Annotated in this window: 24 protein-coding genes; 15 read left to right on the top strand and 9 right to left on the bottom strand. The window is 55.2% G+C overall.

All coding sequences use genetic code 11. The annotated features are described in order from the left end of the window. The first annotated feature begins 106 nt into the window (after positions 1–106). Together OHL20_RS06750 and OHL20_RS06745 are read left to right on the top strand one after the other, a co-directional pair. Entirely contained in the window at positions 107–2779 is a 2673-nt protein-coding gene (locus tag OHL20_RS06750) for an SLBB domain-containing protein (protein WP_263382435.1), read from the top strand. Between the two features lie 90 nt (positions 2780–2869). After that, positions 2870–3637 (top strand): class I SAM-dependent methyltransferase, encoded by a 768-nt coding sequence (locus OHL20_RS06745; protein WP_263382434.1) that lies wholly within the window; start codon positions 2870–2872, stop codon positions 3635–3637. A 165-nt stretch (positions 3638–3802) separates the two neighbouring features. On the opposite strand, the gene OHL20_RS06740 is transcribed toward OHL20_RS06745, so the two are convergent. From OHL20_RS06740 to OHL20_RS06720, 5 genes are all read right to left on the bottom strand, one after another. Further along, positions 3803–4438 (bottom strand): class I SAM-dependent methyltransferase, encoded by a 636-nt coding sequence (locus OHL20_RS06740; protein WP_263382433.1) that lies wholly within the window; start codon positions 4436–4438, stop codon positions 3803–3805. 56 nt (positions 4439–4494) lie between these two features. Beyond that, a complete protein-coding gene (locus OHL20_RS06735) occupies positions 4495–5979 on the bottom strand; it encodes a lipopolysaccharide biosynthesis protein (RefSeq protein WP_263382432.1) in 1485 nt (494 codons plus the stop codon). Between the two features lie 244 nt (positions 5980–6223). Further along, complete coding sequence (locus OHL20_RS06730; RefSeq protein WP_263382431.1) at positions 6224–7081, bottom strand: glycosyltransferase; 858 nt, start codon at positions 7079–7081, stop codon at positions 6224–6226. A gap of 69 nt (positions 7082–7150) precedes the next feature. Continuing rightward, on the bottom strand, positions 7151–8029 hold the full coding sequence (locus tag OHL20_RS06725; protein WP_263382430.1) for a glycosyltransferase family 2 protein: 879 nt from the start codon (positions 8027–8029) through the stop codon (positions 7151–7153). A gap of 6 nt (positions 8030–8035) precedes the next feature. After that, positions 8036–9223: a GumC family protein gene (locus OHL20_RS06720; protein WP_263384961.1), complete on the bottom strand. Its 1188-nt coding sequence runs from the start codon at positions 9221–9223 to the stop codon at positions 8036–8038. Between the two features lie 209 nt (positions 9224–9432). On the opposite strand from OHL20_RS06720, the gene OHL20_RS06715 reads away from it, so the two are divergent. Then, entirely contained in the window at positions 9433–10725 is a 1293-nt protein-coding gene (locus OHL20_RS06715) for a hypothetical protein (protein WP_263382429.1), read from the top strand. 53 nt (positions 10726–10778) lie between these two features. On the opposite strand, the gene OHL20_RS06710 is transcribed toward OHL20_RS06715, so the two are convergent. Beyond that, positions 10779–11762, bottom strand: a complete 984-nt coding sequence (locus tag OHL20_RS06710) for a glycosyltransferase family 4 protein (RefSeq protein WP_263382428.1) — start codon at positions 11760–11762, stop codon at positions 10779–10781. A 283-nt stretch (positions 11763–12045) separates the two neighbouring features. Here OHL20_RS06710 and OHL20_RS06705 point away from each other — a divergent pair, with 283 nt between their 5' ends. The 6 genes from OHL20_RS06705 (at position 12046) to OHL20_RS06680 (ending at position 18230) form a co-directional block, all read left to right on the top strand. Beyond that, a complete protein-coding gene (locus OHL20_RS06705; RefSeq protein ID WP_263382427.1) occupies positions 12046–13569 on the top strand; it encodes a B12-binding domain-containing radical SAM protein in 1524 nt (507 codons plus the stop codon). A gap of 45 nt (positions 13570–13614) precedes the next feature. Further along, positions 13615–14592, top strand: a complete 978-nt coding sequence (locus OHL20_RS06700) for a glycosyltransferase (protein WP_263382426.1) — start codon at positions 13615–13617, stop codon at positions 14590–14592. A 148-nt stretch (positions 14593–14740) separates the two neighbouring features. Further along, positions 14741–15838, top strand: coding sequence for a dTDP-glucose 4,6-dehydratase (gene rfbB / locus OHL20_RS06695; protein WP_263382425.1), 1098 nt, complete (start codon positions 14741–14743; stop codon positions 15836–15838). Then, positions 15835–16710 (top strand): glucose-1-phosphate thymidylyltransferase RfbA, encoded by an 876-nt coding sequence (rfbA, locus tag OHL20_RS06690; protein WP_263382424.1) that lies wholly within the window; start codon positions 15835–15837, stop codon positions 16708–16710. Before rfbB ends, rfbA begins: the two co-directional genes overlap by 4 nt. Then, a complete protein-coding gene (gene rfbD, locus OHL20_RS06685) occupies positions 16707–17651 on the top strand; it encodes a dTDP-4-dehydrorhamnose reductase (protein WP_263382423.1) in 945 nt (314 codons plus the stop codon). Before rfbA ends, rfbD begins: the two co-directional genes overlap by 4 nt. Positions 17652–17687: 36 nt before the next feature. Next, on the top strand, positions 17688–18230 hold the full coding sequence (locus OHL20_RS06680) for a D-glycero-alpha-D-manno-heptose-1,7-bisphosphate 7-phosphatase (RefSeq protein ID WP_263382422.1): 543 nt from the start codon (positions 17688–17690) through the stop codon (positions 18228–18230). On the opposite strand, the gene rfbC is transcribed toward OHL20_RS06680, so the two are convergent. Beyond that, positions 18213–18800, bottom strand: coding sequence for a dTDP-4-dehydrorhamnose 3,5-epimerase (gene rfbC, locus OHL20_RS06675; protein WP_263382421.1), 588 nt, complete (start codon positions 18798–18800; stop codon positions 18213–18215). The genes OHL20_RS06680 and rfbC overlap by 18 nt on opposite strands. Positions 18801–19194: 394 nt before the next feature. On the opposite strand from rfbC, the gene OHL20_RS06670 reads away from it, so the two are divergent. Genes OHL20_RS06670 through OHL20_RS06650 form a run of 5 tightly spaced genes read left to right on the top strand, consistent with a single transcriptional unit; the run spans position 19195 to position 22661 of the window. Next, a complete protein-coding gene (locus OHL20_RS06670; RefSeq protein ID WP_263382420.1) occupies positions 19195–19935 on the top strand; it encodes a sugar transferase in 741 nt (246 codons plus the stop codon). Positions 19936–19960: 25 nt separating this feature from the next. Then, positions 19961–20266, top strand: coding sequence for a DUF721 domain-containing protein (locus OHL20_RS06665; protein ID WP_263382419.1), 306 nt, complete (start codon positions 19961–19963; stop codon positions 20264–20266). Between the two features lie 3 nt (positions 20267–20269). Beyond that, positions 20270–20596, top strand: coding sequence for an Asp-tRNA(Asn)/Glu-tRNA(Gln) amidotransferase subunit GatC (gene gatC, locus OHL20_RS06660; RefSeq protein ID WP_263382418.1), 327 nt, complete (start codon positions 20270–20272; stop codon positions 20594–20596). 8 nt (positions 20597–20604) lie between these two features. Further along, positions 20605–22053 carry an Asp-tRNA(Asn)/Glu-tRNA(Gln) amidotransferase subunit GatA gene (gene gatA, locus OHL20_RS06655; protein ID WP_263384960.1) on the top strand — a complete coding sequence of 483 codons (1449 nt, stop codon included), beginning with the start codon at positions 20605–20607 and terminating at the stop codon, positions 22051–22053. Between the two features lie 5 nt (positions 22054–22058). Beyond that, entirely contained in the window at positions 22059–22661 is a 603-nt protein-coding gene (locus OHL20_RS06650) for a hypothetical protein (RefSeq protein WP_263382417.1), read from the top strand. Between the two features lie 562 nt (positions 22662–23223). Here OHL20_RS06650 and OHL20_RS06645 read toward each other — a convergent pair. Next, positions 23224–23928, bottom strand: a complete 705-nt coding sequence (locus OHL20_RS06645; protein ID WP_263382416.1) for a hypothetical protein — start codon at positions 23926–23928, stop codon at positions 23224–23226. A 35-nt stretch (positions 23929–23963) separates the two neighbouring features. Next, positions 23964–25214 carry a hypothetical protein gene (locus OHL20_RS06640; RefSeq protein ID WP_263382415.1) on the bottom strand — a complete coding sequence of 417 codons (1251 nt, stop codon included), beginning with the start codon at positions 25212–25214 and terminating at the stop codon, positions 23964–23966. Here OHL20_RS06640 and OHL20_RS06635 point away from each other — a divergent pair. Then, the gene (locus OHL20_RS06635; protein WP_263382414.1) at positions 25213–26388 is read left to right on the top strand and encodes a PLP-dependent cysteine synthase family protein; all 1176 of its coding nucleotides are present in this window, start codon (positions 25213–25215) and stop codon (positions 26386–26388) included. The two genes, OHL20_RS06640 and OHL20_RS06635, sit on opposite strands and share 2 nt — an antisense overlap. Positions 26389–26470 lie beyond the last annotated feature (82 nt).

The following is a 26470-nucleotide window of genomic DNA, read 5'->3' as shown; positions in this document are numbered from 1 at the left end:
AGGTCAGGAAGAATTTTTGAGAAGAGATGTGCTGATGACGTACAAGATGTGGCGCAGGATAATTAATGCGTGTGCTTTGGTTTCTTTTGCTTGTAGCACAGCGGCGTTGGCAATAGCGCAGGGCTCCTTTGGCCAGGACAATAACCCTTTCTCCTCAGGGATAGGCACGCAGAGCGACACAACGAATCAGCAGAGCCCCAATCTGCCGCAACAAGCATCGCCCCCGCAGATCGGGCCGCGGGTTCTAACCCAGCCGGATCAGACGAACCAGCGGAACGGACTTCAGCAGCAAGATAACGGGACAAACTCACAAACTGAGCGGAACGGTCGTCAGCCTGTTCAAAATCCGCTCGAGCCGGTTCAATTAACTCCCTTTCAACGCCTTGTGGCGGCCTCTGTGGGGCGCGTGCTGCCGGTATTCGGTGCGACATTATTTACAAATGTGCCGTCAACATTCGCCCCTGTTGATCGCATTCCTGTGACCCCGGACTATGTCATCGGTCCGGGCGACGAGCTGCTGATTCGCATCTGGGGTCAGGTTTCACTTGATGGCCACTTTACGGTCGATCGATCAGGAGACGTCTATATTCCTCAGGTTGGCACCGTGAGAGTGGCCGGGGTCCCGTTTGCTAAGTTGACCGACTTCTTACGGTCACGAGTCAGCCGCACATTCCGGAACTTTGATCTCAATGTAAACATTGGACAATTGCGCTCGATCCAGATATTTATCGTGGGCCAGGCGAAGCGACCGGGCAGCTACACGGTTAGCTCGCTCAGCACGCTGGTCAACGCCCTATTTGCAAGCGGTGGCCCCGCGCCTTCCGGCAGTTTACGCAACATCGAGGTGAAGCGTGGCAAAGAGACAGTAACGACCTTCGACTTTTATGATCTGTTGTTGAAGGGCGACAAGTCAAAAGACGTGCCGCTGCTCTCAGGCGATGTTATATATATTCCGCCGGCGGGTCCGATGGCTGCTGTAGCGGGAAGCGTGCATGAGCCTGCGCTCTACGAATTAGAGCCAGGGGCCACCGTTAACGATGTGATCGCACTGGCTGGGGGGTTGTCGACGCTAGCTCAGGATAAGCAAGTGAGAGTAGAGCGAATTCTGCATCACGACTCGCGTGCGGTGCTCGATATTAAGCTGGATGCGACGGGTTTAGCGACACCGCTGAGTGACGGAGACATCATCGAGGTTTCGCCGATCGTCGATCGGTTTAAGGATGCGGTAACGCTCCGGGGTAATGTGGCTGATCCACGGCGGTTTACGTGGTTTCCAGGCATGAGGATTCGCGACCTTATACCGAATAAGGAAGCGTTGTTGACTCGGGACTACTGGCAGCAGCGAAACCAACTTGGATTGCCGGTTCTGGATTCCACGCCTGATGTACGGCGGTACGCTCCGGATGCCCCGGTGGCCCAGCTTAACGGCCGCGGTCTCGGGCCGATCAAGTCACCGCTCCTGCTAAACTCCGGGAATACTCCAGACAGCGACACCAATGTGTATGGAAACAACGTCAATTCAGGCTCGGTGAACTCTGGCCTGATGGACGGAACCGATCCCAACACCCAGACAGGATTGAACAGTTCAAACAACCCGTCCAGTAATTCGTCGCAGCAGAACAGCTTGGCAGCAGGCGATACGAACAGCGATGGCAGCACCAGGGCGTCCCGCAATAGCAGCGTGTCGTCTCAGGATTCTCGGATTGACAACTCGGCTACAAGCAGCACAAGCAGCAACAGTGCCTCGGGAACCTCTGTGAGCGCATCGGTGACTGGCGCAGCGCGGCGCTTTCCAATCAAGAATGCCGTCGTGTTAAGCGCACCGGAGGTTGACTGGGCTTATGCCGTAGTGCAGCGTCTCAGCAAGGATGATCTGACAACACAACTTCTCCCATTCAATCTCGGACGGTTGGTGATGAGCGGCGATGAGACCCAGAATCTCGAGTTGGAGGCAGGTGATGTGGTGACCATCTTCTCCAAGGCGGATATCAAGGTCCCGCAGGCACAACAGACTAAGTACGTGCGGCTCGAGGGAGAGTTCACGGCGGCGGGCACCTATAGCGTAGCCCCGGGAGAGACGCTCCGACAGCTTGTTGCCCGCGCAGGCGGCCTTAGCAGCAGTGCCTATCTTTATGGGTCACAGTTCAGCCGTGAATCAACCAAGGTTCTGCAGCAACAAAGGCTGAATGACTATGCAGCCGATCTGGACAGACGCATTAAACTGGCTGAGGCAAACAGCGCAAATAACGCCCTTAACCCGCAGGACCAGATAGCGAATATTTCTGCGCTGCAGAATGCTCGTACCGTAGCAATCCGTCTTCGCCAGTTGGTTGCGAGTGGCAGAATCGTCTTGAATATGAGCCCAGATGGTAAGACTGTCGCAGACGTTCCGGATTTGCAGCTCGAGGATGGAGACACGTTCGTTGTGCCGCAAACCCCTGTGAGCGTGGATGTCTTCGGATCGGTCTATACGCAGAATTCATTTCTATACAATTCGCGGAAACGGGCTGGTGACTATATTCGCCAGGCTGGGGGCGGGACGCGTACTGCAGATACAGGACGGAGCTATATCGTGCGTGCGGATGGATCAATCATCAGCCGCCAATTCTCGTCGGCTTTGTTTACGGGAAACTTCGATGCAACGCATCTTTATCCAGGTGATGCGATCATAATTCCCGAGCAGGTGGACAAGCGTCCGCTGCTTCGAAACCTGGTTGATATCGCGACAATTATAGGTCAGTTCGGCCTCGGCATTGCTGCCATCAACGTGTTGCAATAGCTACTCATGTTGCCTCGGAACTAAACGAGCAGCTTAGTCTTAGAGACACTACTTACCGCGACTGGGTCAACTGAACGATAGGACGAAATCATGCGAATATTCGGTACTGGACTGCCACTCTTACAGCGTATCCGCAGAAAAATCGCCCGCATGCGCCAAGGACGGCTTGAAACCTTTCCTTTATATTCACCCTTTGTTCGTGGAAAACGGGGTCTGGAGATCGGAGGGCCGAGTGGTTCTTTCGAGAAGGCAAGCTTTTGCCCGGTGTATGAGGAAATAGCATGTCTCGACAATTGTGATTTTTCGCAGTCGACTGTCTGGGCAGAACATAGCGAATCCTTTCGTTTCCATGAGAACAAAGCACCGGGAAATACTCTTTTCTGTGATGGGTCGGCTTTAGTGGAGGTTCAAAACGCAACTTACGATGTGCTTCTGTCAGCACACAATCTGGAACATTTTGCCAATCCGGTGAAAGCCCTAAGGGAGTGGCAAAGGGTTCTTAAGCCCTCGGGCGCCCTTGTACTTGTTCTTCCTAACTACAAGATGACCTTTGACCATTTGAGAATGCCAACGAAGGTCGATCACATGATGGAAGACTTCGAGAAGAACACTGGCGAAGAAGACCTAACCCATCTACCTGAAATCCTCGATAAGCATGACTTAGCGATGGATCCGCCTTCCGGCACAAAGCAGGAGTTCCAGAAGCGCTCTGAGAGCAATTATCTAAATCGCTGTCTGCATCATCATGTTTTTGATGAACATAACAGTCGAGAACTGTTATCTCGAGTTGGCTTTGACGTACTTGCGGTCGAACTTGCCGCACCATTCCATATCTGCCTGCTTGCACGCATGAAGTAGTGATTGCACAAGAGTTTCTGCTCTTAGCCTGCCTCACTTAAAGATTCTCTCTGGGCTGTATATGCCCAAAGAGAATCTATAGACCGAAATGAGGAAATCAGTCTTTTAGGTGTGTACGGTTCGATGAAATACGTACAGTGCCGTTTCAGGTATTTAGACGACTGGCTAGACCAAGATGCCGAGGCCGAAGCTTTCCTGAAGGTTGTAGAACCTCTTGCCTGTAATCCGCGCAATGTCGATCATCGCCTGTTTGACCGCTGGAAAGCTCTCAGTATCGTGGAATAGACTGCACTTGGAGTGCTTAGCGCTCCACAGGCCGCACGCAAACGTGTCTGTATAGGTATGAATGATATCGACATGGATCAGATCGTACGTAGAATCGTCTTTACGTATCCAATCTTGATAATTGCTTTGCACCAGTCGAATATTATCGAACTCCGCTAGATTGCCGGTTGTTTGTTCAAATAGGTCTCGCTTATCGCCTGTGTGTCGGTCTCCGAGAAAGGTATCGATGCCTATTACTTCATCGAAGTAGCACGAGAGAGCCACAGTAGAGTAGCCATGTTCGACTCCGAATTCCATACAGCGCTTTGAACCAATGTCAAATCGTTTAATAATGTCCGCAAGTACACTCTCCAGTCCTTTCCATGCGCTGGCTACCTCCAAAACACGAGGAGGCAATTGGCGGCTTTCGGGACTGTAGGGTAGGACAGGTACAGTTGATTTTGCAAGGCCACTTAGTCGTGACTTCCAGTATTCAGGTTCTACGATCACAATTGCCCCCGCCACGCTTACGTTCAATAAAGACTGATTTTATCATTGCGAAGCCACAACTCTGCCTGATGCTACATAATGCGTTACGGTATCGATCGACGTCCGAAAGCCTGCACGATACTTTCGTGTTCTTGACGATTGAGCGTCCCAAACCAGGCAAGAAGTATTGTTCCTGCTGCCCAAGTTGATGTCTCCCCGATACTAAAGTTGTTGGGCCGGAAGCGTTGCCAGAGCAGAAGGAGCAAAGACGGCAGGCATACCAGTGCTGGTCTCGTTATGCCTTCCACAAACAACTTGGCGCGGGAGACGGCTAAGGTGCTTATTGTGTAGTGCATGCTGATCGCAAAATGGAGCGCGACACTCGCGAATGCGCCCAATAAAGTTCCGTAGGCAACGCCCATCGCCCCGAAGCGACTTGCGAGGTACAGGCTGCTTCCCAAATTGACTACAGCCTCAAGAATTGGAGCGGCCAGCGCAGTTCTTACTTGGTCTGTCGCAGCAATTAAGGTCGCGTAGGGAGCGCAGAGATTCCGAATAATGTTAGCGATGACGAGAATCTGAAGGTAGCTGATGCTGTGGATGGCATATGTTGGTCCAACCCATAGGCGCAGGATTGGAAATCCAAAGACGACAAGTGGCAATCCAGTCAGAAGCAGTAGTGTGGCAGAGTAACGAGTCAGCCTACTGAGTAGAGCTCCCATTTCCATCGGCGAGCGTTGGGTACTTAGAGCAGACGATGCAGGCATCATCGGACCGAGCATCGAGGAGATGATTACCAACATGAATGTGATGGGAAGACTCGCTACAGAGTAATAGGCTGTCTCGTTATATGCATAGTGACCTACAATCGTGACATCCATGCCGCTTACGCAAACCATGCCCACCGTCCAAACCGCAAGAAGAGAGCAATAGCGCGCCATACGGGAGAGAGCCTGACGCTGAACGAGGACCAAAGAAATTTGGATGCGTGACGCAAGCTTTCGCCATGCGATCATCTGAAGCAATGCGGCAGCTACATTTACCGCGGCAACCATAGCACCCATAACGGCGAGGCTGCTGTGAAGAAATACTGCTGCAAGAATCACTACGGTGTAGGCAAGTCGATTGACGATGGCGATTACAGTTGGGACCGCATATCGTTGCAAACCCATAAAGACGGCGGAGAAAACAGAACTGACGAGTCCAAGTGATAGAGAGACACCGATAAGCATGATGCTGATCCGAACGTCTCGGTAAAGGACCGTCGGCATATCCTGAAACAACCTTGGAACTTGCCACGCGAGCACTAACGTCAAACCGACGCCTACCAGGCCGGTCATGATCGTAATGGCAAGGCCTGCACTCGCATGACGCCCCGCCCCGTAGCTGTCGCCCTTTGCGTCGAACTCGGCTACAAATTTAGCTACGCCAGTCTGGATGCCCAGATCGAGGAATGAGACATAGGCTCCGAACTGAAGAATGAGTACCCATGCACCATAGGTCGCCAGCGGCAGGTGATGCGTCAGGTAAGCAGGAAGAACGAGCGTGATAATCGTATTTACCGCTACGCGTGCAAGGCTGATAGCCATGTTCCGCGAGACGATGGTCGCTAGTCCGGAAGGCTCATGTGACGAATTCTTAGCAAGAGGAGGCGAATTTTCGATATTTTTAGGTACTTCCTCTGCGTCTTGTAGCTCGACGGGTAGCTGAGTAGAGCGATTGGTCATTGCGGGGTTCGATAGGGAGCAAACTGTCAGAAATCTGCGGAATGTTACTGAGACATTTCTGGAGAATACACTATCCTGTCGCTGTCGGAGCTTCTCGCTTGACGGATCACCAAGCGAAGGCAGCCCGCAAGGTCTTTGCTGCGTAAGCTTTGTCTGTCAAGGTGAGCGCATAGTTCAGGGCACGTTTTAAGAGTCGTAGACGATGGGTAAGTGTGCCGTTTCCCCAACCAGTTTCGCGCACAAAACGCCATTCGGCGGCGAGCACGTTGGTATAGCGATGGAGAGACATTTCATTCTCTATACTCTTGATCGACAGCCGATGCTCTATCCCAACATCAAGAACCAAGGTGCGTCCGTGTGCAGTGTTAAGTCGATGAAACATAACATGATCTAGAAAATCGAGCCAATAAACTCCGGGAAAGCCACCAAGCGCAGTCACAGCTTCAACCCGGAGGCACGTCGCGGAGTTCAGTGCAGTCAAGTGCTTCTGTGATACTCCTGACATCGTGACGGGGTAGTCATAGTTTCTAAATTTCCCTACGATCTGGGGAGAGATCAAATGTCCTTGTTGCAGAAGTTTGGGCACAATTGCAAATACGTCATCATCGGGTGGCGATTTAATAGCGGCTAATAGGGCTGGCAGAAGATCCGAATGGATGGTTGTATCTTGATCGAGCAGAAGCAACCAGTTGATCTCGCGCTTACGTGCAGAGACTAACGCCTCGTTGTAGGCAGGAACTAGTCCGCCATTCGTTAGGGCGCGGCGGTATTCAATAATGCCGCACTCGAAACCCCCAAGGTCGAAGTGCTGAGGATGCGGGGAGTTATCGTAGATGAGTAACGCGATCTGTTTTGCGAGACCGCTATCCTTCCGCCATACCGTCGCCAGAGAGTTCAGCGTTCGCGACTCTTCAAGTGAACACTCGTAAAGAACGACGACGCATTGGATAAGGAGTGGTGGCATAGAACAGGTCAGATATACACACTCGATGCTGATAAAGCTTACATTGAGGCGCTTTCGGTATAGCTCGTTTTAGTGAATTTGGGGAATATGGGACGAATGACGATAGTCCTGGACACCTTCCCAGACGCTCCTGCAGAGTGCGAAACGAAGACGCAAGATCCTCCGTGTCATGCGTATCAACACAAACAGGATCATCGCTAGTACGGGAGCAGGAGAGTGACGACGGAGAAGGCGCAAACCGGAAGCAGTGAAGTATCGATCAAGCAAGTATCGATCTCCCGTGCTCTTTCCGACTTTATGCAGGATGTGTGAGTCGGGAGCGGCCGCAAGCCGCCATCTATTCTTGCGTAGACGTAAACAAAATTCGGTTTCCTCCCAGTAATGAAAGAAGCCCTGATCCAGCAGTCCAACCTCGCGCAGTGCATCGGTCGTGATTAACATACTTGCGCCATAGAGCGAATCAAACCATGTATCAGGGTGAGGCTCTGTGCTGTTTTTGCCATAGCCAATCCACAGATTCAATTGAGCACCTGCCCAGACCTGCACGACTGATGGGGTACTGGCGTAATAGCAGACGGAGGAAACGGCACCGATCTTAGGGCCACTTAGCGCCTTGCCAACGAGCGCCGCAAGCGCGTCAGGAGCCGGCTTCGTGTCATTGTTCAGCAGCCAGACAAAGTCGGCTCCATTCTCTAGTGATTTACGGATGCCAATGTTGTTCCCGCCCGCAAACCCTAAATTGCTACCGCTTTCGAGTAGCAATACGGCTGGGTAAGCAACTTTAATTCGGGACACAGAATCATCCGTTGAACCATTGTCCACGACAATCGTAGTCACATTGGTATACGTACTCTTGCTGAGTGCTTCAAGGCATTCCAAGGTGTCTTGCCAGCGATTCCAGTTGACGAGGATACAAGTCACTTGAGGTTTGGGATTCATCGTACCCATCTACCTTCAGGCACGATTCCGCCATGCAGCTACAAGCGCCGTCATCTTGAGACCGTCTTCTGGATCGTAGCGCCGCGCTTCTAGCATCGCCCCCATACAGACGATTCCGCAGGCGGCAATAAATGCGAGCATCGCCGCTAGAATGACAAGTATCGTTCGTTGCGGGTAGGACCGGCGGTCTGGGGGAACGGCAAGATCAATCACCTGGAATACAGCACCCTGCTTGGCCTCGTCGATCTTCGCCAACTCATATTGGCTGGCGAGCGCACGAAAGATGGTCTCCTGGTACTTGACTTCACGGAGCTTGCGAACGTAATCGAGCGCGGCCTCCGGCACCCTGCCTTTCGGCACGAAGAGATCTGATTCATTTGCCGAGCTACCCGTGAATCGGCTCAGCTGAAGACGAAGCTCGGCAAGCTGCGCCTTTAGGGTAATCATCTCTGGATTGTTTTCAGTTGCAAAAGAAGACTTCGCCTGAATCTCAACTTCTTTTTCCGCGATTTGACCCTGTATAGCCGCCGCAGAGGTTATCATCGCCCGAGCTTCACTATCTGGCTGAATCATGCCCGTGCTTATTTCTGTTCTCTTCAAGTCCTGCTCGGCATTTGAAAGCTTTTCCTTCGCTTCCTCCAGTTGGCGATCGAAGAAGAGTCGCCGTTCCGAAGCTTCGGTTGTAGCGATACCGGAGGCAAGCTTTCGAAATTCATCGACATACGCGTTGGCCATGGCCGCTGCTTGTTCTGGAGTCGAGCCGTCGACGGTGACTCGAATGACACCATCCTTCTGTCCAGCGACGGCCGTGCTTCGCTTCTCGAAAACCTTGCGTGCATTCGAGAGGTTTTTCTCGTTGTAGATCTTCATCAGGTCGAAGCGCCGAATCATTGCGTCTTCGACTGTGCGGCTTCGGAACATGGCCACGTAAAGATCGACTTGGCTTTTCAGCCCGAGGCTTGATCCAGCAAGTGCCGCCAATCCTTCATTCCCGGAAATTTGAGAGAGAAGCCCGGCACCGCCTGCGGATTGTTGCGGTGGCAGAACGGAAGTGGCTGCCGTGTACCGCACAGGCAGGATCAGAGAGATGATGGCAACCAAAGTCGCGATCCCAAAGGTCATGGCAAGGATAAAGCGGCGCTTCTTTACCAAAAGGGTTAGAAGGTCTAAGACACTGCGTCCTGAATGTACTGTGGTATTCAGCGGAAAGCCTCAGCCTGATTGATACTCATCTGCTCGGTGATTCTCCAGTGCCTGCTCAAAGAAGAAATCTGAGAAGACGACACTCAGCTTATAGTAATAGAAGGGGTTGCCGTCTACCAAATGCTGGCCGCGAACGCCTCTAATCGCTTGGTGGAACAAATGCAATTGCGCCGTTTTCCAGATCAAAGGGGTTGCATTCCGAATTGCTTATGAGCATGCGCATTGCACGGCCGGTGCTCCTGAACTACATGTTCTCGCCGTATGGCATCGCAATTCTTTCCACCCTAGTTTTCCTGGTTGCGTGGACGTTTCCTAGTGGCTTGTACAGCAGTCTCGTCGATGAGCCCGATTTGATGTATTTCGATGCCGAGACGCTGCTGTTCTTTCTGCTATGCGTCGTAGGTTTCTGTGCAGGGCTGCTACTTGTCGATCTCTTGCTGCCGAGCCCGGAGCTGCTCGCATCAAAGATCGGATATTTGCAGTTTAGCCGCTTCAAGCTGATGCTTCCTTTGGCTGTGACAACTACCATGACGACGCTCGCCGGATTGGAGTTGATCCGGCGAGCGCCCAACCTGCTGGTCCTCTTGATGTCCCAGCAAGGCGGTGACGTGAAGGCCCAATTTGCTGATACACAGCTTGGGCTCGTTGGTTGGGGTGCAACCATGCAAACCGTCGTGCTGTGGTGGACCTACTGGAGGCTAAGTACGTTGGAGCCGGAAACGGCAGGCTCATCCCGTATGTCGAAGTTTGCTGCGTGGACAGTGTTTGCGATCGGGGTGATCGCTCAACTGGCGCTTTCGACGCTAAGAGTGTCGAGAAGTGATCTAATGCCCGTTTTTGCAGGCTTCGCGATCCTCTATGTCGTGAAGAAAATACAAAATCGCAAACTCGAGACGGCGGGCCTACTAAGTTACTTGCTGTTTTTCCCCCTTGGCGTTGCCGCTGTGTTTGTTGGATTTGGACTCTTGCGCGGCATCAACGACATGACGGTCGGGCTAGCAGATTTTGTTGGATACACGCTCGCTTCCTATAACCGTCTTACAGCTCTGCTAAAAGGAACGATGGTGTACCCCTATGGGGGCCATGGCGTCTACCTCTCGGCTGCTTTGGCGTCAAACAATGCGTTAAATGTCATACTCCCGCTGCGCGAGGCCTTCGGGTGGCCAAGCTATATCGACCTGTGGAGTTCGGAATTTCAAGCGCCCCAGATCGCCGGTCTCAATGACCGCCTTATCTGGTCGGGAGCATTCGGATATCTGTTTGCTGATTTCGGATGGGCAACTCCGCTGATCCTCACCGGATATGGAGTGTTCTACGCAGGTGTGTGGAGAAGCATGAAATCTGGGACGGCTTTCGGTGTGACGCTCTATCCTTGGGTTGCCTTCAGTGCGCTGTCCTGGTTTAGCTCGAACCTTGTGTTCGATTATAGATTTACCTTCTTTGTTCTGGCCGCCATCGTGCTTACCGTATATGAGAGAATTCTGGCGACACGTTGGATTTAGCGGGTGGTATCAGTCATAGAGATATGTTCTTTACACGCACCAACAAGCGACTATTAAGCAGCCGATTTCTCGAAAAGCACCTTCCATGTGGCGAGGGCGCAATCCGCCCACTTGAAGTCGGCAGCAAATGCTCTGTTTCGCAATCGATCGTCAGGGGTCGCCTTCGCAGCCATCAGCAATTTGTGAGCGATATCTGGCGGATCGTCAGGCCTGCATATGAGCGCGATGCCCCCGAATACCTCTGGCAAGCTTCCTGCATTTGAGACAACGACAGGGCAGCCCAACGCCAAGGCCTCGAGAGGAGGAAGTCCAAATCCTTCATAGAAGGAAGGAAAGACAAAGCAGGCGGCGTTCTCGTAGAGTGTTCGTAGCTCAGACTCATCAACATAGCCGAGATCGCGGGCAGAGGAGCCAGTACTCTTATGGTCTCCGCCGAAGACTTTCTCATCTCGATAGCCTGCTATAGCAATCTGGAGACCGGAACCTGCAAGGTGTGGCAGTGCATGGAGTAACCCTGCGATGTTCTTGTTTGGATTTCTCGAGGCTACAAGCAGCACGTACCGAAATCGATCCAGCTGATTCCTCCCTAAGATTGATGGATCAGATGCTGGACGAAGAGCATGATCGGAACCGAGATAAGTGACAGTTGTCTTATCTGCACGGGCACCATACCACTTGATCAACTCCTGCTTGGAAAACTTGGAGACCGTAAAGATGTGGAGTGCGCTATGGCAGAGTACCCAATTTAAAAACCGATACCAGGTCCGAAAAGCGAGCGAGTAGCCCTGGGGGGAAGAGACGACAGCAGCATCGTGGATGGTGACTACGTTTCGCGGGTGTATTACCGGTGCGCCACCGCAAGGCGTGAAAAGCAGCCCTCCTTTTGCGTGGAAGGGAAGTTCGAACTGCTCCCAAAGTTGACCGGAGAATCTTCCAACTCTCTTGACAGCGAGATGCTCATAGAGGGGAAGGTCTCTAACGGACGAGGGCACAAGAACTGTCACAGGCGTTCCGGTCAGTTCAGTATTCGCCAACATCAAGTCAAGCTCATTGAGAAGCTCATGACTATACCGTTGGGCCCCCGTGATCGATTGAGATAAGAATCGTCCATTGACGAAGATCGGCCTCAATTTGCGACAACCCCCAAGCCAAGTGTAGTCGAAGGATCTTCTTGGGTGCCAACGTCGTGCGAAAGGCGATTATGAGAGGTTAGTGAGAACAGCCCGATTTGGGAGAGTCAAGCCCAAAAACCTCAATTGCCGCCGGGTACGGTGACGAGCGTCCTGTGATCTAATAACAAGAGTTGGAGGCTCCCCAAGCATGCGTGTTCTGTTTCTGAATCCACCGTTTCACCCTCGTTTTTCGCGTGAGCAACGCAGCCCTGCCGTTACCAAGAGCGGGACTCTTTACTATCCTAAGTGGCTGGCTACTGCCGCCGGTGTGGCGATCAAGAACGGGCACGAAGTAGATTTGGTGGATGCCCCTGCAGGAGGCTTTTCAGTGCAGGCGGTCATAGACCGGATCAACGCTAAGAATATAGAGGCAGTCATCTGCGATACCTCCACCCCAAGCATCATCAATGATGTCAGCGTGATCGAGGCTTTGGTAACGGCAAATCCATCGCTACATACGCTAATGGTGGGCCGGCATGTCTCATCGCTGCCCAAAGAGACGCTGGCGATGTCCCCTGCTCTGCAGGCTGTAGCCATCCGCGAGTACGAGTACACAGTGCGTGATTGGCTGGAAGCGAAGGCATGCGGTGCCGATCTTGCAGATGTCGACGGCCTGGTGTGGCGTCGCCACGACGGCGAGATCGTCAGCAATAAGGCGCGCGAGGCGATCAAGAATCTTGACGAGCTTCCCTTTGTTTCCGAGGTCTACAAGCGTTTTCTTCACACACCGGATTACTTCTATGGCCACTCTCTATGGCCGCTCGTTGTCTTTGACTCGAGCCGCGGCTGCCCCTATCACTGCTCGTTCTGTGTCTACCCCCAGACGTTTAGTGGTCACACCATGCGCTATCGCTCGGTTGCAAACGTTGCTGATGAGTTTGAATACGTCGCCAAGGAGATGCCGGAGATCAAGACGGTCATGCTCGAAGACGACACGTTCATCGTCAGCAAGCCCCGTACCCTGGAACTTGCGAACGAGTTGATCAAGCGCGGCAACAAGCTGCCGTTTGACGCTAATTGCCGAGCCGACATCGGTGCCGAGGGCGAACTCCTTTCGACTCTGCACAAAGCTGGTGCGCGGCTGTTTTGCGTTGGTTTTGAAAGTGGCGACGTGGAGGTCATCAATGGCATGAAGAAGAACAATGATGACCGTCGCGATGCGAAGTATCACGAAGAGGCGCACAAGTTTGTTCGTCGCTGCCAGGATGCTGGCATTATGGTTCACGGCTGCTTTATGGTCGGGAATTTGAATGAAACCCCGGCCAGCATGGAAAAGACACTGGACTTCGCCAAAAAGCTTCGGCCAGATACCGCCCAGTTCTTCCCGATCATGGTGTATCCCGGCACCGTAGCCTACCAGGAAGCGAAGAGTCGCGATTATATCCAGATTGAAGATTGGGGCGCATGGTTGACGAAGGATGGACTTCACAACAGCGTCGTCACGTTGCCGAACATCACTCATGAGCAACTTGTCAGCTTCTGTGACCGCGCGCGTCGCAGCTTCTACCTTGCACCTTCGTATCTCGTATACAAGATCAAGCAGTCTCTTACGGATCGGCGCGAATTGCAGCGCAACGTAAAGGGCTTCATGACGTTATCAAAGTACCTGCTGCATGGTAGCGATCACACCAAGACAGATACAACAAGCAAGCCGCAGAGCGCAACCGCTTAGCTGGTCGAGCAGTATGGCAATCGTCAATGAGGGGGCGTCGGGGAAGTGAAGTCGGCATCGATTATTATTCCGACTTTTAACGGCGCCTCCCGCATTGGATTCTGCCTTGATGCCCTGATCCCGCAGGTAGCTTTGCACAACGCTGAGATCCTGGTTGTAGACGACGGATCAACCGATAACACTGCGGAATCGATAGAGCGCTTTCCAAAAGTTCGTCTTGTCGTCCAGGCGAATGCCGGGCCAGCAAAGGCCCGCAACACGGGGGCGCGCGAGGCACACGGGAATATTCTCCTGTTTACGGATGACGATTGCGTACCGACGGCTGACTGGCTCACCGAGATGCTCGCGCCGTTCAGCGATCCAGAGACTGTCGGGGTAAAAGGAACCTACCGCACACGTCAGGCCGGTCTGGCAGCTCGCTTTGTGCAGACAGAATACGAAGACAAATATCGATTGATGGCAGGATCTGCGGATATCGATTTCGTGGACACGTACTCAGCTGCCTTTCGCCGGGACCGCTTCCTGGAGATGAATGGGTACGACACCTCCTTTCCGGTGGCCTGTGCGGAGGATGTCGAGCTTTCATATCGCATGTCGACGCGCGGGTGGAAGATGAAATTTGCGCCTGATGCAGTTGTTTACCACACCCATCCGGATACGTTCTCGCTCTACTTGAAGAAGAAATACAAGTTCGCATTCTGGCGCGTTCTCGCGGTACGTAAGAACCCAGCAAAGGGTGTAAAGGATAGCCACACTCCTCAGATAATGAAGCTACAACTCCTGCTCGCCCCGGCGCTGGTGGCTGCTCTGTTCGTCGACCTGTTCGCGAGGCCGAGAGTGTTTCTATCTGTAGTCGTGCTCGTACTTTTTTTTGTAAGCACATTGCCGTTCGCCCTGCGAGCTGCAAAGAAAGATATCGCCATTGGGCTTCTCTCTCCCGCTCTACTAGCGGGGAGGGCATGTTTCCAGTTTGTTGGAGTCTTTGCAGGCATGATCTACGCAGCGCGTAAGTCTTTAAAATAGCGTCTTCATTCATGGTTAGCTGACAGAAGTAAGGCGCTCATCAGTGGATTCGGCAAGGCATCGATCTAGATTACGAAAGTACCGTACGCATCGATCAAAACCCGGTAGACTGAGGTCAATGTACGATGCCCTTACTCAGAGGAATTAAATGATGGACGGCATTTTGATTACAGGCGGAGCTGGATTCATTGGCTCGAACTTCATTCTGGAGTGGTTTGCGCACGGCGGTGCACCGCTGATTAATGTGGACAAACTGACCTACGCGGGCAATCTAGAGAATCTGACTTCAGTTGAAGGAAGATCCGACTACATCTTCGTGCAGGGTGACATCTGCGATGCTGAGTTGGTCGCAGGTCTGTTGCAACAATATCGGCCGCAGGCCATCATCCATTTCGCGGCTGAGAGTCATGTTGATCGATCGATCTCAGGACCAGAGGCGTTTCTGCGCACGAATATCGATGGGACGTTTACGCTTCTGCAGGCTGCCCGAACATATTATGATGCGCTGTCTGCAGAGGAGAAGACGCGCTTTCGCTTTCTGCATGTGTCTACCGATGAGGTCTATGGAACGCTGGCTCCAGACGATCCTGCCTTTCACGAAGAGACCCCGTACTCTCCAAACAGCCCGTATGCTGCCTCCAAGGCTTCGTCCGATCATCTCGTCCGCGCGTGGTTTCACACGTACGGCCTACCAACAATCATTACGAATTGTTCAAACAACTACGGGCCATTTCAATTTCCAGAGAAGCTGATTCCGCTGATGATCACCCATGCACTTACTGGAAGGCCGCTACCTGTCTATGGTGACGGTCTACAGATTCGGGACTGGCTCTTCGCCGCGGATCATTGCGGCGCTCTTCGCGCGGTCCTTGAACGGGGTCGGGTCGGTGAGACGTATAACGTCGGCGGCGGTAATCAGCGTAGCAATCTTGAGGTGGTTCACACGGTCTGTGCGCTGCTCGACGAGTTGGTGCCAGATTCTCCTTATCGTCCGCACACGCAGTTGATACGAAGCGTGCAGGACCGTCCGGGGCACGATCGACGCTATGCAATCGATGCTCGCAAGCTTGAGTCCGAACTTGGATGGAGAGCAAATGAGAGCTTCGAGACGGGTCTTCGCAAGACAGTGGAGTGGTACCTCGCACACGCAGAGTGGGTTGAGCACGTCACCACCGGAGCCTACCAGCAGTGGGTTACTCAGAATTACAGCGATCGCAGCGTCGTCTCGGCGGGAGGTTCTCAATGAAGGGCATTCTCCTCGCTGGAGGTTCAGGGACGCGGCTGCATCCGGTCACGCAAGTGGTCTCGAAACAGTTGCTGCCGGTCTATGACAAGCCGATGGTCTACTACCCGCTTTCTGCGCTCATGCTGGCTGGGGTGCGTGACATCCTCTTGATCTCGACGCCGGAAGATACACCGCGGTTCAAGCAACTTCTTGGGTCAGGCGAGAAGTGGGGAATTTCGATTACCTACGCGGTACAGCCTTCGCCCGATGGACTGGCACAGGCATTTCTGATTGGTAAGGAGTTCCTGGCTGGCGAGGGGTGCTGCCTGGTACTGGGAGATAACATCTTCTACGGCCATGATTTTGCCCGTATCCTGCGCGACGCTGCGGCGCACCCAGAGGGAGCGACGGTGTTCGCCTATCCGGTACTCGATCCAGAGCGTTATGGAGTCGTGGAATTTGACTCGCAAAGGCGGGCGATCTCGCTTGAGGAAAAGCCAGCGAAGCCGAAATCGCGCTATGCCGTGACCGGGATCTACTTCTACGACGCACAGGTGGTCGGCATCGCCGAAGGGCTTAAACCCTCACCTCGCGGTGAACTGGAGATTACGGATGTCAATCGCTGGTACCTTGACCAGGGCCAGCTTCGTACCGAGGTTCTCGGACGCGGTATCGCCTGGCTCGACACTGGAACGCACGATTCACTGCTTGAGGCTGCGACGTTCATCCATACAATTGAGCAGCGACAGGGACTCAAAGTGGCGTGCCCCGAGGAGATTGCTTATCGCCTCGGCTACATCGACGATGCGCAGGTGAAAGTACTCGCGAGTCGTGTTGCAAAGAGTACATATGGACAGTACCTCTTGCGGATGCTTGAGGAGACGGTATATTGACGGGCGATGGCTCCGGTGACCAGCCCAGGATACTGCTCACAGGGGCGACCGGGCAGGTTGGGGGCCAGCTTCTTCGCACGCTCTCCAGCCTCGGGACGGTGATTGCGCCCTGCCGATCCGAGATGGACCTTTCTCAGTCCGTTCGGGTGCGAGAGGTTATTCGAGCCGTGCAACCAAGATGGATCGTCAATCCTGGAGCCTACACCGCGGTCGATAAGGCCGAGAGTGAACCTGAGCTGGCCTACGCCGTCAATCAATCCTGTGTTGCCGCAATTGGAGAGGAAGCGAAAAAGATCGGTGCTGCGGTCATCCACTTCTCGACGGATTATGTGTTTTCCGGAGCGGGTTCCGCTCCCTATCGCGAAACCGACGCGACTTTGCCGACGAGTGTCTATGGTGCGAGCAAGCTGGCAGGCGAGCAGGCCCTGGCCGCGAGTGGTGCGGCATACCTGATCTTTCGTACAAGCTGGGTCTACGGTTCAACCGGGAAGAACTTCCTCCTGACAATCCTGAAGCTTGCGCGTGAGCGCGAATCGCTGCGGATCGTCGCTGATCAACACGGAGCACCGACTTCGAGCGAAGATCTGGCTAGGATGGTTGTGTCGGTCATCAGTCAATGTGAGGCTTCCGCAAGAAGAGAAGGCTTGGCGATCACGGATTCCGTGTCAAAGGTCTCCGGTCTTTATCATGCCGCCGGTACGGGAGAGACAACCTGGCATGGCTTCGCCCGCGAAGCTGTGCATCAGATGAGCGAAAGGCAATCTGGGGCTCGGTACGCCTCCATAGACCCGATCGCCACAGAAGACTATCCGACCCCCGCGAAGCGCCCTGCTAACTCACGCTTGGACTGCAGCAAACTGGCAGATTCGTTTGGCTGGCGTATGCCGGAGTGGCAAGAGTCGCTAGGCAAGGTCATCGGCGACATTCCATTACCCAGCTAAACTCAAGAAGACTGTCGAGAGGATGTTGAACAGGTGTTGAAGGGGCTATTTCTTGATCGTGATGGAGTGATCAACGAGGAGATCGGCTATCTCCGCCACTCCGCGGATGTCCGCTTTATTCCGGGTATTTTTTCGCTCTGTCGAACGGCGCAGAAGCTCGGGTACAGGCTGATGGTTGTCACCAATCAATCCGGCATTGCACGCGGCTATTACACCGAGGCGGACTTCGAAAGCTTGATGCAATGGATGCGCGACGAGTTCGCGAAGGAGGGCGTGACGCTCGATGCTGTCTACTTCTGCCCCTTTCATCCTGAACACGGTATTGGTGAGTATCGGCGGGAGCATGAAGATCGCAAACCCGGCGCAGGAATGCTGCGGCGAGGAGCGAATGAGTTTGGCGTCTCGCTTACCGAAAGCGTGATGATCGGGGATCGATGTTCCGATATTTCCGCTGCGAATAGTGCAGGTCTCAGACAGGCGTTCCTGCTGACCGGAACGGAGAACAGCGGATGCGCGGGGATCTATCAAGAGGTCAGCTCTCTGGCCGAAGTGGAGCGATGGCTACTTGAGCAGGGTTGAAAGCTTTTCGATTGCGGGTGGCAGTTCAGCATCTGTAAATAGCTTTCCCAAAGCGTCCTTCGGGCTGATGGAAGGAGTCATTCCTTCAAGCGGCCAGGGGATGTTGAGTTCCGGATCGTTCCAGAGGATGCAGCGCTCACCCGCTGGATGGTAAAGATCGGTAGTCTTGTAGAGAACCTCAGCAGTGTCTGAGAGAACAAGAAAGCCGTGTGCGAAGCCTTCAGGAATCCAGAGCAGTTCAACTGGATTACTCGTAGAAGGTGCAGTTAGGGTGAAACCGCTCCACCTGCCGAAATCGGGTGAGTGTGGACGAAGGTCTACAGCCACGTCCCAAATCATGCCCGAAAGAACGCGGACAAGCTTTCCTTGTGGACGACCGAGCTGATAATGAAGGCCGCGCAGCACGCCCCTGCCGGAGAAGGATTGATTATCCTGCACGAAGTGTTGCGGCAGTCCGGCCGCCGCGAACGTCTCCTGATTGAAGACTTCGGTGAACCATCCTCGATCATCCCCGAAACGGCGTGGCTGAAGCAGTTTTACGTCTCGTAAGGGTGTGTCGATGACTAGCATTATGACTAGTGTATGCAATTCGACAACAATATTTTCTGATCGTAGAGGAATTTCACTTTTCAGCGTGTTTCTAGAAGGATACTTTCCGAGAAATCCATTTTGGGTGTCATTGTGGATTCTTTGATGAGGTTCAGACGTATCGACCGGAGACGAGGAGTAAGGTAATGGGCAGGCGTCGTGAGAGAAAACATTCATGAGGTGCGTCTTACGCGTTGTTCGAATCGTTTAAGAGTCGTGACCCGCTACAGACGTATGAGGTGAGTCAGCGAGTTCCGGGGGCTAGAATCTCAATAGGGAGAGGTTTCGGAACTTCAATCGGCTTTCTTCTTGCATCGGAAATGCACAACTGGCTACTACGTTGGCCGAGACGAGGTTATAACCAGACTGGATGAGCATGCTGGATGAGCATCAATCCGCCGAATCACGATCTTCGGCGACCATGGATGAGTCGTATGCGTACCCGGGCCACACAGCCGTGCTTCCTCGGGATCACTGGCGTGACGGCGTTCCTGCGCAGCTATTCCGGTATCGCGTCATCAAGCGCTGCATGGACATCCTCTGTGTCCTTCTGGCATTGCCTGTGCTGCTGCCGTTATTCGGCGTCATAGCGATTGTGATGATGCGGACATCGCCGGGTCCGATCCTCTTCTCCCATCGACGGATACGTAAGAATGGCGCTTTCTTCTCCATGTGGAAGTTCCGGACGATGTGCGTCAACTCGACTGAAGTGCTTGATAGCTACCTTAAACTTCACCCCGAGGCACGCGCTGAGTGGTACGCGACTCGCAAACTTCGTGTTGATCCTCGCGTGACGGCGATTGGTGCCTTCCTGCGCCGATTCAGCCTCGATGAATTGCCGCAAGTGTGGAATGTGCTCATGGGCACGATGAGTCTTGTAGGGCCTCGGCCCATTGTGGCGGCTGAGGTAGAGAAATATGGCAACGGCTTTCAATGTTATTGCCGGGTCAAGCCTGGTCTGACAGGCCTCTGGCAGGTGTCAGGCCGTAGCGAGCTTAGCTATGACGCTCGCGTCGCCCTTGACTGCGCGTATGTGAAACGCTGGTCGCTGGGCCGCGATATCGTTATTTTGATGAAGACGTTTGCAGCGGTCGTCCACCAGGACGGCGCGTTCTAAGTACAACTACCTGATGAGGATTGCGATGGAAGGAATGCGAGAGCTCCTGCGTGGAAATCTCCGTCGCAGTCTGCAGGCGATGTCGGAGCTGGATCGGCTTGCCGCTGCATGGCCCGTTGTGTGTGGGACGGTGATGGCCTCGCACGGTGAGGTGATTGGTTATCGCGAAGAGATCGTTTCGATCGACGTCTCCGATGCTGACTGGATACGGCAGATGCTTTCGATGCAGGGTCAGATCGCTGGCGAGCTTGGCCGAATCGCTGGGGTGCGCGTGAGCGGGATACACTTTGAGAGAAGGCAATTAGCTGGAGCACGAGAGTTTCGGAGGTAAGCGTTGGGCGAGGTAGAGGCTGTATCGCTGGATGAGGTTCGCAGGGTGGCTGAGTTGGCCAACCTCGAGCTGACCGCAGAGGAAGAACCGCGGATGCAGCGGGATCTGAATGCCATTCTCGGGCACATCGCGGAGCTGAACGAGTTGGACACCACGGGCGTTCCGGCGATGGCGCAGGTCGGCGAAATATTAGCTGAGACGAAGGATTTGGTCGGTTCGTCGCTTCGCGTGGATGCCGTTCGGCCTTCAGTCGACAGGGCTGCCGTGATGGCGGTGGCTCCCGAAACGGACGGACGCTTCTTCAAGGTTCCCAAGGTGATTGAACGGTGATGGCAGAGATGCAGTTGGACCTGACGATTGATGGAATCCGGTCGGGGGTGCGTGAAGGCCGTACGACCGCGACCAGTTTGGCGGAACAGCACTACGGCCAGATTGCGTCTCGCGATGGCGAGATCAACAGCTTTCTCGCGCTCAGCCAGCAGCGGGCGATGGCACAGGCTGCAAAGATCGACGGCATGGTGGCCCGTGGTGACGAGTTGCCGGCTTTAGCCGGTGTACCGGTAGGTATCAAGGATGTTCTGGCGATGCGTGGTTCGCCGGCAACTGCCGGTTCGCTGATCCTCAAAGGGTATCGACCGCCCTATGACGCTACTGCCGTCGCAAAGCTGGAGGCGGCTGGAGCGGTGCTGCTGGGCAAGCTGAACTGCGATGAGTTCGCGATGGGCTCCTCAAACGAGAACTCAGCCTATGGGCCCGTGAAGAATCCACGGGCGCTCGATCGGGTTCCGGGTGGATCGAGTGGCGGCTCGGCTGCAGCTGTTGCAGCGGGCTTTGCAGTCGCTTCGCTGGGCACGGACACTGGTGGATCGATTCGGCAGCCTGCGGCGTTCTGCGGCGTCGTCGGCGTTTTGCCGACGTATGGGCGTGTGAGCCGTTTTGGGCTGATCGCGTTTGCCTCCTCGCTCGATCGGGTTGGGCCATTCACGCACACCGTGAAGGACGCGGCGACGGTGCTTGGCGTGCTTGCCGGAGCTGATCCTCTGGATGCGACGTCGTCTGAGCGACCGGTCGATGATTATGTGAAGGCGCTCGAGAAGCCGGTTGACGGACTTCGTGTTGGCATTCCAGCAGAGTATTTTGGCGAAGGCCTCGATCCTGAGATCCGAGCGGCGATTGAAGCGACTCTCGACGGTTTGAAGGCTGCCGGTTGCGTGATGACCCCGGTGAGTCTGCCGCATACGAAATATGCGATTCCAACGTATTACGTTATCGCTACGGCTGAAGCGTCGTCGAATCTCTCCCGGTTTGATGGGGTTCGATTCGGGCTGCGGGCTACCGAGGCGACTACGCTTTCAGCGATGTTCAAGAAGACGCGCGACGAGGGCTTTGGGTCCGAGGTGAAGCGTCGAATCCTGCTTGGAACGTATGCGCTGAGCGCTGGTTACTACGACGCGTACTACAAGAAGGCACAGCAGGTGCGGACGCTGCTTACGCGGGACTTTCTGACGGCTTTCGAGCAGGTGGACGTGATCATCGGGCCGATGACACCAACACCTGCGTTCAAGCTGGGTGAAAAGACGGACGATCCGATGGCAATGTACCTGGCCGACATCTACTCGGTTGCGGCGAGTCTTGCAGGCATCTGCGGCGTCTCTGTTCCGTGCGGTGAGACGAAGGATGGGCTGCCGATCGGGGTGCAGATCATGGGCCGGCACTTCGATGAGGCGACGATGCTGCGGGTCGCGTTGGCGGTCGAGACGCAGCAGGCTGCGGCGAAGGGCCGCTGATTCTGATGCGGTGGGCCGCTGTGATCTCGGTGCTGCTGCTTTTGACGGCATCTGGTTGCCGTCGCGAGACCGTTGTGGAGCGGGCCGCCCGGAAGTATCGGGAAAAGCGCAAGGGTGAGCTTGCGCTGGCTCAGTTGGAGACGGTTCGCTTTGCCGGTATGACGGACCCTCTAATGGTGCGAGCGCGTATGGTGAATGGACTCGGCTTGGCGGTGCGTCCGCAGAAGACGGAACTGCATGCCGGAGAGCCTTTGAAGGTGCATCTTGTCTACGAAAACTTTTACGCGACCGCGCCGATCTCGGCGATGACCTGTCAGGGTTTCTCGATTGCCGTTGAGGATGAGGCGAGCGGCGACACGGCCTCGGCTGATGTGATCTTCTCGTGCTCGAAGGACGATCCGCTGCGGGACAATGCACTGGAACTGCCACGAGGCCAGTTGCGAAGCGTCGACCTGAGTACGGCGGATACCGACCTGAAATTCGATCATCCGGGTCAATACATCGTGACGGCGGCGTGGCGCAGCTTTGAGCCAAGTGCCGAGCAGGCGCTGCAGGGAAAAGAGTACGCAGTGGTTCAATCGAATCCTGTGCTGATTACGGTGCAGTGATGGAAGTCCTACAGTTTTCGTTTTGCCTGTGGACTTTCAAGGCTGTTGAATCAACAGCTTGAGTCGCCGTGTCTATCCAAAGTCTTCAAACGAAAGAGCTTAACCGCAAAGTCCACATTCCACGTGCTTAGGGCTGGTGCCGGCCCTAGGTTGAAGGCTGCTACTGGTTGGCTTGCGTCCTGATAATAGTGTACCGAGCTGAGTGGAACTAGTCGGCCAACTTTCACTAACTCTATTAGCGCGTCTCTATTGGCGATTGTGCTGGTTTGTTACCTTTGTGGGGCTTGACAGGGTTTGGGCCGCGGCCCAAACCTGTGCAATGGGTTTGCTTCTGAGTGAATAGAAGAAACGGGGGGGCAGGATGACAGTTTTTGGGTTGGGAAGGGAAGGCCCAAAGCTAAAGCCCATCTGTTGCGGAGGTATTCGCAGGGCTAAAACCCTGCGTTCCCACCGGAGTGCGATTGGGTGATGGTGGGCGCTCCTACCGGATGCGCTTAGGCAGACGCAGGTCCTTTGGGTATGACAAGTAGGAGGGCAGGTGCGAAGCAGATTGTTGCGGGGTTTAGAGGATGTTGACGGCTCGGGCGGCGAGGAGGGCTACGGTGGTGAAGGAGATGAGGGCCTGGACCATCATGAGGAGTTTGGCCCAGCGGGAGAGGACGGGGCAGTCGGTGGGGGAGAAGGCGGTGCTGGTGTTGAAGGCGAGGAAGAGGTAGTCGACGAAGCCGGGGGACCAGCACTGCTCGCCCATCTCACGCTTGGCCTCGTTGTCGAGGGTCATCTGGGGAAAGAGGAAGGCGCCGTCGGTATGAACGCCGCGAAGTTCGCGGGCGCGGGGGCCACCGGCGTCGAGTCGCCAGTACCAGGAGGCGAAGACGAGGATGTTGGCGATCCAGAGGGCGGCGGCGGAGCGAAGGAGTTCCTGCGGTGACTCGGTGTGGGCAGGGAGTGCGCGAAGAAGCAGGGTGAGCGACCAGACCATATCGAGCGTGACGATGGAGGTGAGGATGTAGCCGAGGGTCTGGCTGAGGAGATCGCTGCCGCGGAGGCGAGCCCAGGTGGTGGGGATGAGCAGGATGCCGACGATGACGATGAGGAGCCAGGAGGGACCGATGGCGAGGGAGTCCGGCAGGGCGAAGCGCAGGCCGGCGATCGAGAAGAGCGCGAGCACGGCGGGCCAGCGGGGTTCGGTGTGGGTATTCTTCGGGTCGCCGGAGTCGGTGCCGAAGGCTTTGATTGCGTTGACTGCGGTGCTTGTTTTGCTCATGCTGTGGCGATTGTATGGGGCGTGGCGGCTGTTTGTTAATGAATAGGTGTTTCCGGGGTGATGGTGGGGATAAGGATGAGAACGTCGTAGCCGAAAATGAGGCGCTCGAGCTCGCGGTCGACCGGGCCGAGATCGGCGAAGCGACTGCGCAGAGGATGGAGATCGAAGACGGTCCATGAACCGGGTAGAGCTTGTGCGCTGAGAAGTGCCATAAAGCCGTCTGGAATGTCTTTGGGGACCGCGTGGTCGGGCTGGCCGGGGCCGAAGGACTGCTCGTTCTCTCCATGAAGTCCGACGACGAGAATGTGAAGGGATTGGCTCCCAAGACCGTCGGCGAACTCGGTGAGGAAGTTGCCGAGGTCGATAAGATTGGTCTGGTTGACGCCCTTGTAGAGATGGTTGCCGCCGAACTTCAGGAGAACGCGCGGAGGATGGCTGGTCGTCTTCGCGAGTTGTTGATAGTCGGCCACGAAATTCGTCTTCATCAGCAGAGAGCGTTCCCGATTGGCGTCGTAGTGGGGACCGCTCTCGTGAGTGGTGTAGATGTGATGTGTCCTGAGGAGGGCGTCGGCAAGCTGCCGGGCGAGGGGGCTGCTGGTGTGGGCGAGTGAGGCTAGAGCGTTGTCCGCAAGTTGGAAGATGCAGGCGTCCTTCCAGTCATGGGTGGCGAGACTTTTCTGCCGGTCTGCAGAGCATTGGGCGAGCAGGTGGGTAGCGAGCGCGTTGGTTTGTGGGTTGGGGTGGGTGTCTAGAATCTGTTGGAGGATGAACGGTGGCGAACCGAGATACTCCTGATCGAGGCCCCATAGGATAAGGTGATTTGGGACGTTGTACTGCTGACATTGGGTGAGCAGATCGAACTCCTGCCGCCAGTTGAAGATGGCGATGGAGTTGGGGTAGGTCTGCTGGAAGGCGGCGAGGCTGGACGGGCCTTGATTGTCGGCTGTCCATTGCTGGAGTTTCCTGGCGGCTAGCGGGCCGGCTTCGATGGCCATGGCGTCCAGACCCTGGGAGGCCATGATGCGGCAGGTTGCGGCGACAAATTGCGGGACTTCGCGGGTGCCGTGATCTTCTCCGATGGCAACGAACTGGGCTTTCGCGAGGAGATGGTTGAGGAAGGGCGCGGCGGGACCGGTGAGGCTGTTGTCATGGACAGTGAGGCTGTAGCGGTTCTGGTTGAGCAGGGTGATGAGGGGTGTCTGCTGGCCTGATGCTGCGTGTGGCAGCCCCGCGGCGATGCAGCCGGTGAAGAGCAGCAGAAGATTTCTGACGGGGTGCAGGGGCATGATGGTCAGGATCGCTCAGAATAAGAGTTTTGGAAAGCGCGATGTCCTTGGTGGGATATCGTTGGAGGGCTGGATCGTTGCGGATCAAAGCCGGTCGCCAGGTGCGGCCCAGGAGCGAATTGTGGGAAAACTTTACGCCAATATTCTTGAGACGGTTGGGAATACGCCAGTGGTTCGGATCAACACGCTTGCTCCTGCGGGAGTGAACCTTTATGTAAAGGTGGAGGCGTTCAATCCGCTGGGGTCGGTGAAGGATCGGCTGGCGCTGGGCGTAATTGAAGACGCTGAGCGCACGGGGCGGCTGAAGCCGGGACAGACGGTGGTTGAGGCTACGAGCGGCAACACGGGGATCGGGCTGGCTATGGTGTGCGCGCAGAAGGGCTATCCGCTGGTGGTGGTGATGGCGGAGACGTTCAGCGTCGAGCGGCGGAAGCTGATGCGGTTTCTTGGGGCGAAGGTGGTGCTGACGCCTGCGGCCGGTCGGGGGCTTGGAATGGTGGCGAAGGCCGTCGAACTGGCGGAGGCGCATGGCTGGTTCTGGCCACAGCAGTTTACGAATGAGGCAAATGCGGAGGTGCATTCGCGGACGACGGCGCGGGAGATTGTGGACGACTTCGCGGGCGAGCGGCTGGACTATTTTGTGACTGGCTTTGGGACGGGTGGAACGCTGAAGGGCGTGGCGCCGGTGCTGGCGAAGGAACGTCCGGAGACGAAGATCGTGGTGTGCGAGCCGGAGGATGCGCCGATGCTGACGAGTGGGCTGGCGCAGGATCGGAATGCAGATGGGTCGGCGGCGGCGAGCCATCCGGCGTGGCATCCTCATCCGCAGCAGGGATGGAGCCCGGATTTTATTGCGAAGCTTGTGGGGGATGCGGTGGATACGGGCGTGGTGAGCGAGGTGCTGCTGGTGCCGAATACGGATGCGATGCGGTGGAGCCGGGAGCTGGCGCGCAAGGAGGGAATCTTCGTGGGGATCACGTCTGGGGCTACGTTTGCGGCGGCGATGAAGGTGTGTGAGGTGGCGCCGGAAGGGTCGACGGTGCTGTGCATGCTGCCAGATACGGGCGAGCGGTATATGAGCACGCCGCTGTTTGCGGAGGTGGGGGCTGAGATGAATGAGGAGGAGGTGGGAATCTCGCGGTCTACGCCGGGGAGTTGGTTGGGGGACAAATAGGCGACGGCAGGTCCTTCGACTTCGCTCAGGATGACAGTTTTTATAGATGGTGAAGACGCGCTGCAACTTACAGTGGTGGCGG

This window comes from Granulicella arctica (assembly GCF_025685605.1).
GTDB lineage: Bacteria > Acidobacteriota > Terriglobia > Terriglobales > Acidobacteriaceae > Edaphobacter > Edaphobacter arcticus.
The sequence above is the reverse complement of the archived record's forward strand: the minus strand, read 5'-3'. Positions and strand labels throughout refer to the sequence as shown.

What these genes read in the sequence shown, in the direction of transcription:
- OHL20_RS06745 (WP_263382434.1), top strand. Translation starts at nt 2,870, where the DNA reads ATGCGAATATTCGGTACTGGACTGCCACTCTTACAGCGTATCCGCAGA.
- OHL20_RS06735 (WP_263382432.1), bottom strand. Translation starts at nt 5,979, where the DNA reads ATGGCTATCAGCCTTGCACGCGTAGCGGTAAATACGATTATCACGCTC.
- OHL20_RS06730 (WP_263382431.1), bottom strand. Translation starts at nt 7,081, where the DNA reads ATGCCACCACTCCTTATCCAATGCGTCGTCGTTCTTTACGAGTGTTCA.
- OHL20_RS06725 (WP_263382430.1), bottom strand. Translation starts at nt 8,029, where the DNA reads ATGGGTACGATGAATCCCAAACCTCAAGTGACTTGTATCCTCGTCAAC.
- OHL20_RS06715 (WP_263382429.1), top strand. Translation starts at nt 9,433, where the DNA reads ATGAGCATGCGCATTGCACGGCCGGTGCTCCTGAACTACATGTTCTCG.
- OHL20_RS06710 (WP_263382428.1), bottom strand. Translation starts at nt 11,762, where the DNA reads ATGTTGGCGAATACTGAACTGACCGGAACGCCTGTGACAGTTCTTGTG.
- OHL20_RS06705 (WP_263382427.1), top strand. Translation starts at nt 12,046, where the DNA reads ATGCGTGTTCTGTTTCTGAATCCACCGTTTCACCCTCGTTTTTCGCGT.
- rfbB (WP_263382425.1), top strand. Translation starts at nt 14,741, where the DNA reads ATGATGGACGGCATTTTGATTACAGGCGGAGCTGGATTCATTGGCTCG.
- rfbA (WP_263382424.1), top strand. Translation starts at nt 15,835, where the DNA reads ATGAAGGGCATTCTCCTCGCTGGAGGTTCAGGGACGCGGCTGCATCCG.
- rfbC (WP_263382421.1), bottom strand. Translation starts at nt 18,800, where the DNA reads ATGCTAGTCATCGACACACCCTTACGAGACGTAAAACTGCTTCAGCCA.
- OHL20_RS06670 (WP_263382420.1), top strand. Translation starts at nt 19,195, where the DNA reads ATGCTGGATGAGCATCAATCCGCCGAATCACGATCTTCGGCGACCATG.
- OHL20_RS06665 (WP_263382419.1), top strand. Translation starts at nt 19,961, where the DNA reads ATGGAAGGAATGCGAGAGCTCCTGCGTGGAAATCTCCGTCGCAGTCTG.
- gatA (WP_263384960.1), top strand. Translation starts at nt 20,605, where the DNA reads ATGCAGTTGGACCTGACGATTGATGGAATCCGGTCGGGGGTGCGTGAA.
- OHL20_RS06650 (WP_263382417.1), top strand. Translation starts at nt 22,059, where the DNA reads ATGCGGTGGGCCGCTGTGATCTCGGTGCTGCTGCTTTTGACGGCATCT.
- OHL20_RS06645 (WP_263382416.1), bottom strand. Translation starts at nt 23,928, where the DNA reads ATGAGCAAAACAAGCACCGCAGTCAACGCAATCAAAGCCTTCGGCACC.
- OHL20_RS06635 (WP_263382414.1), top strand. Translation starts at nt 25,213, where the DNA reads ATGATGGTCAGGATCGCTCAGAATAAGAGTTTTGGAAAGCGCGATGTC.
- OHL20_RS06640 (WP_263382415.1), bottom strand. Translation starts at nt 25,214, where the DNA reads ATGCCCCTGCACCCCGTCAGAAATCTTCTGCTGCTCTTCACCGGCTGC.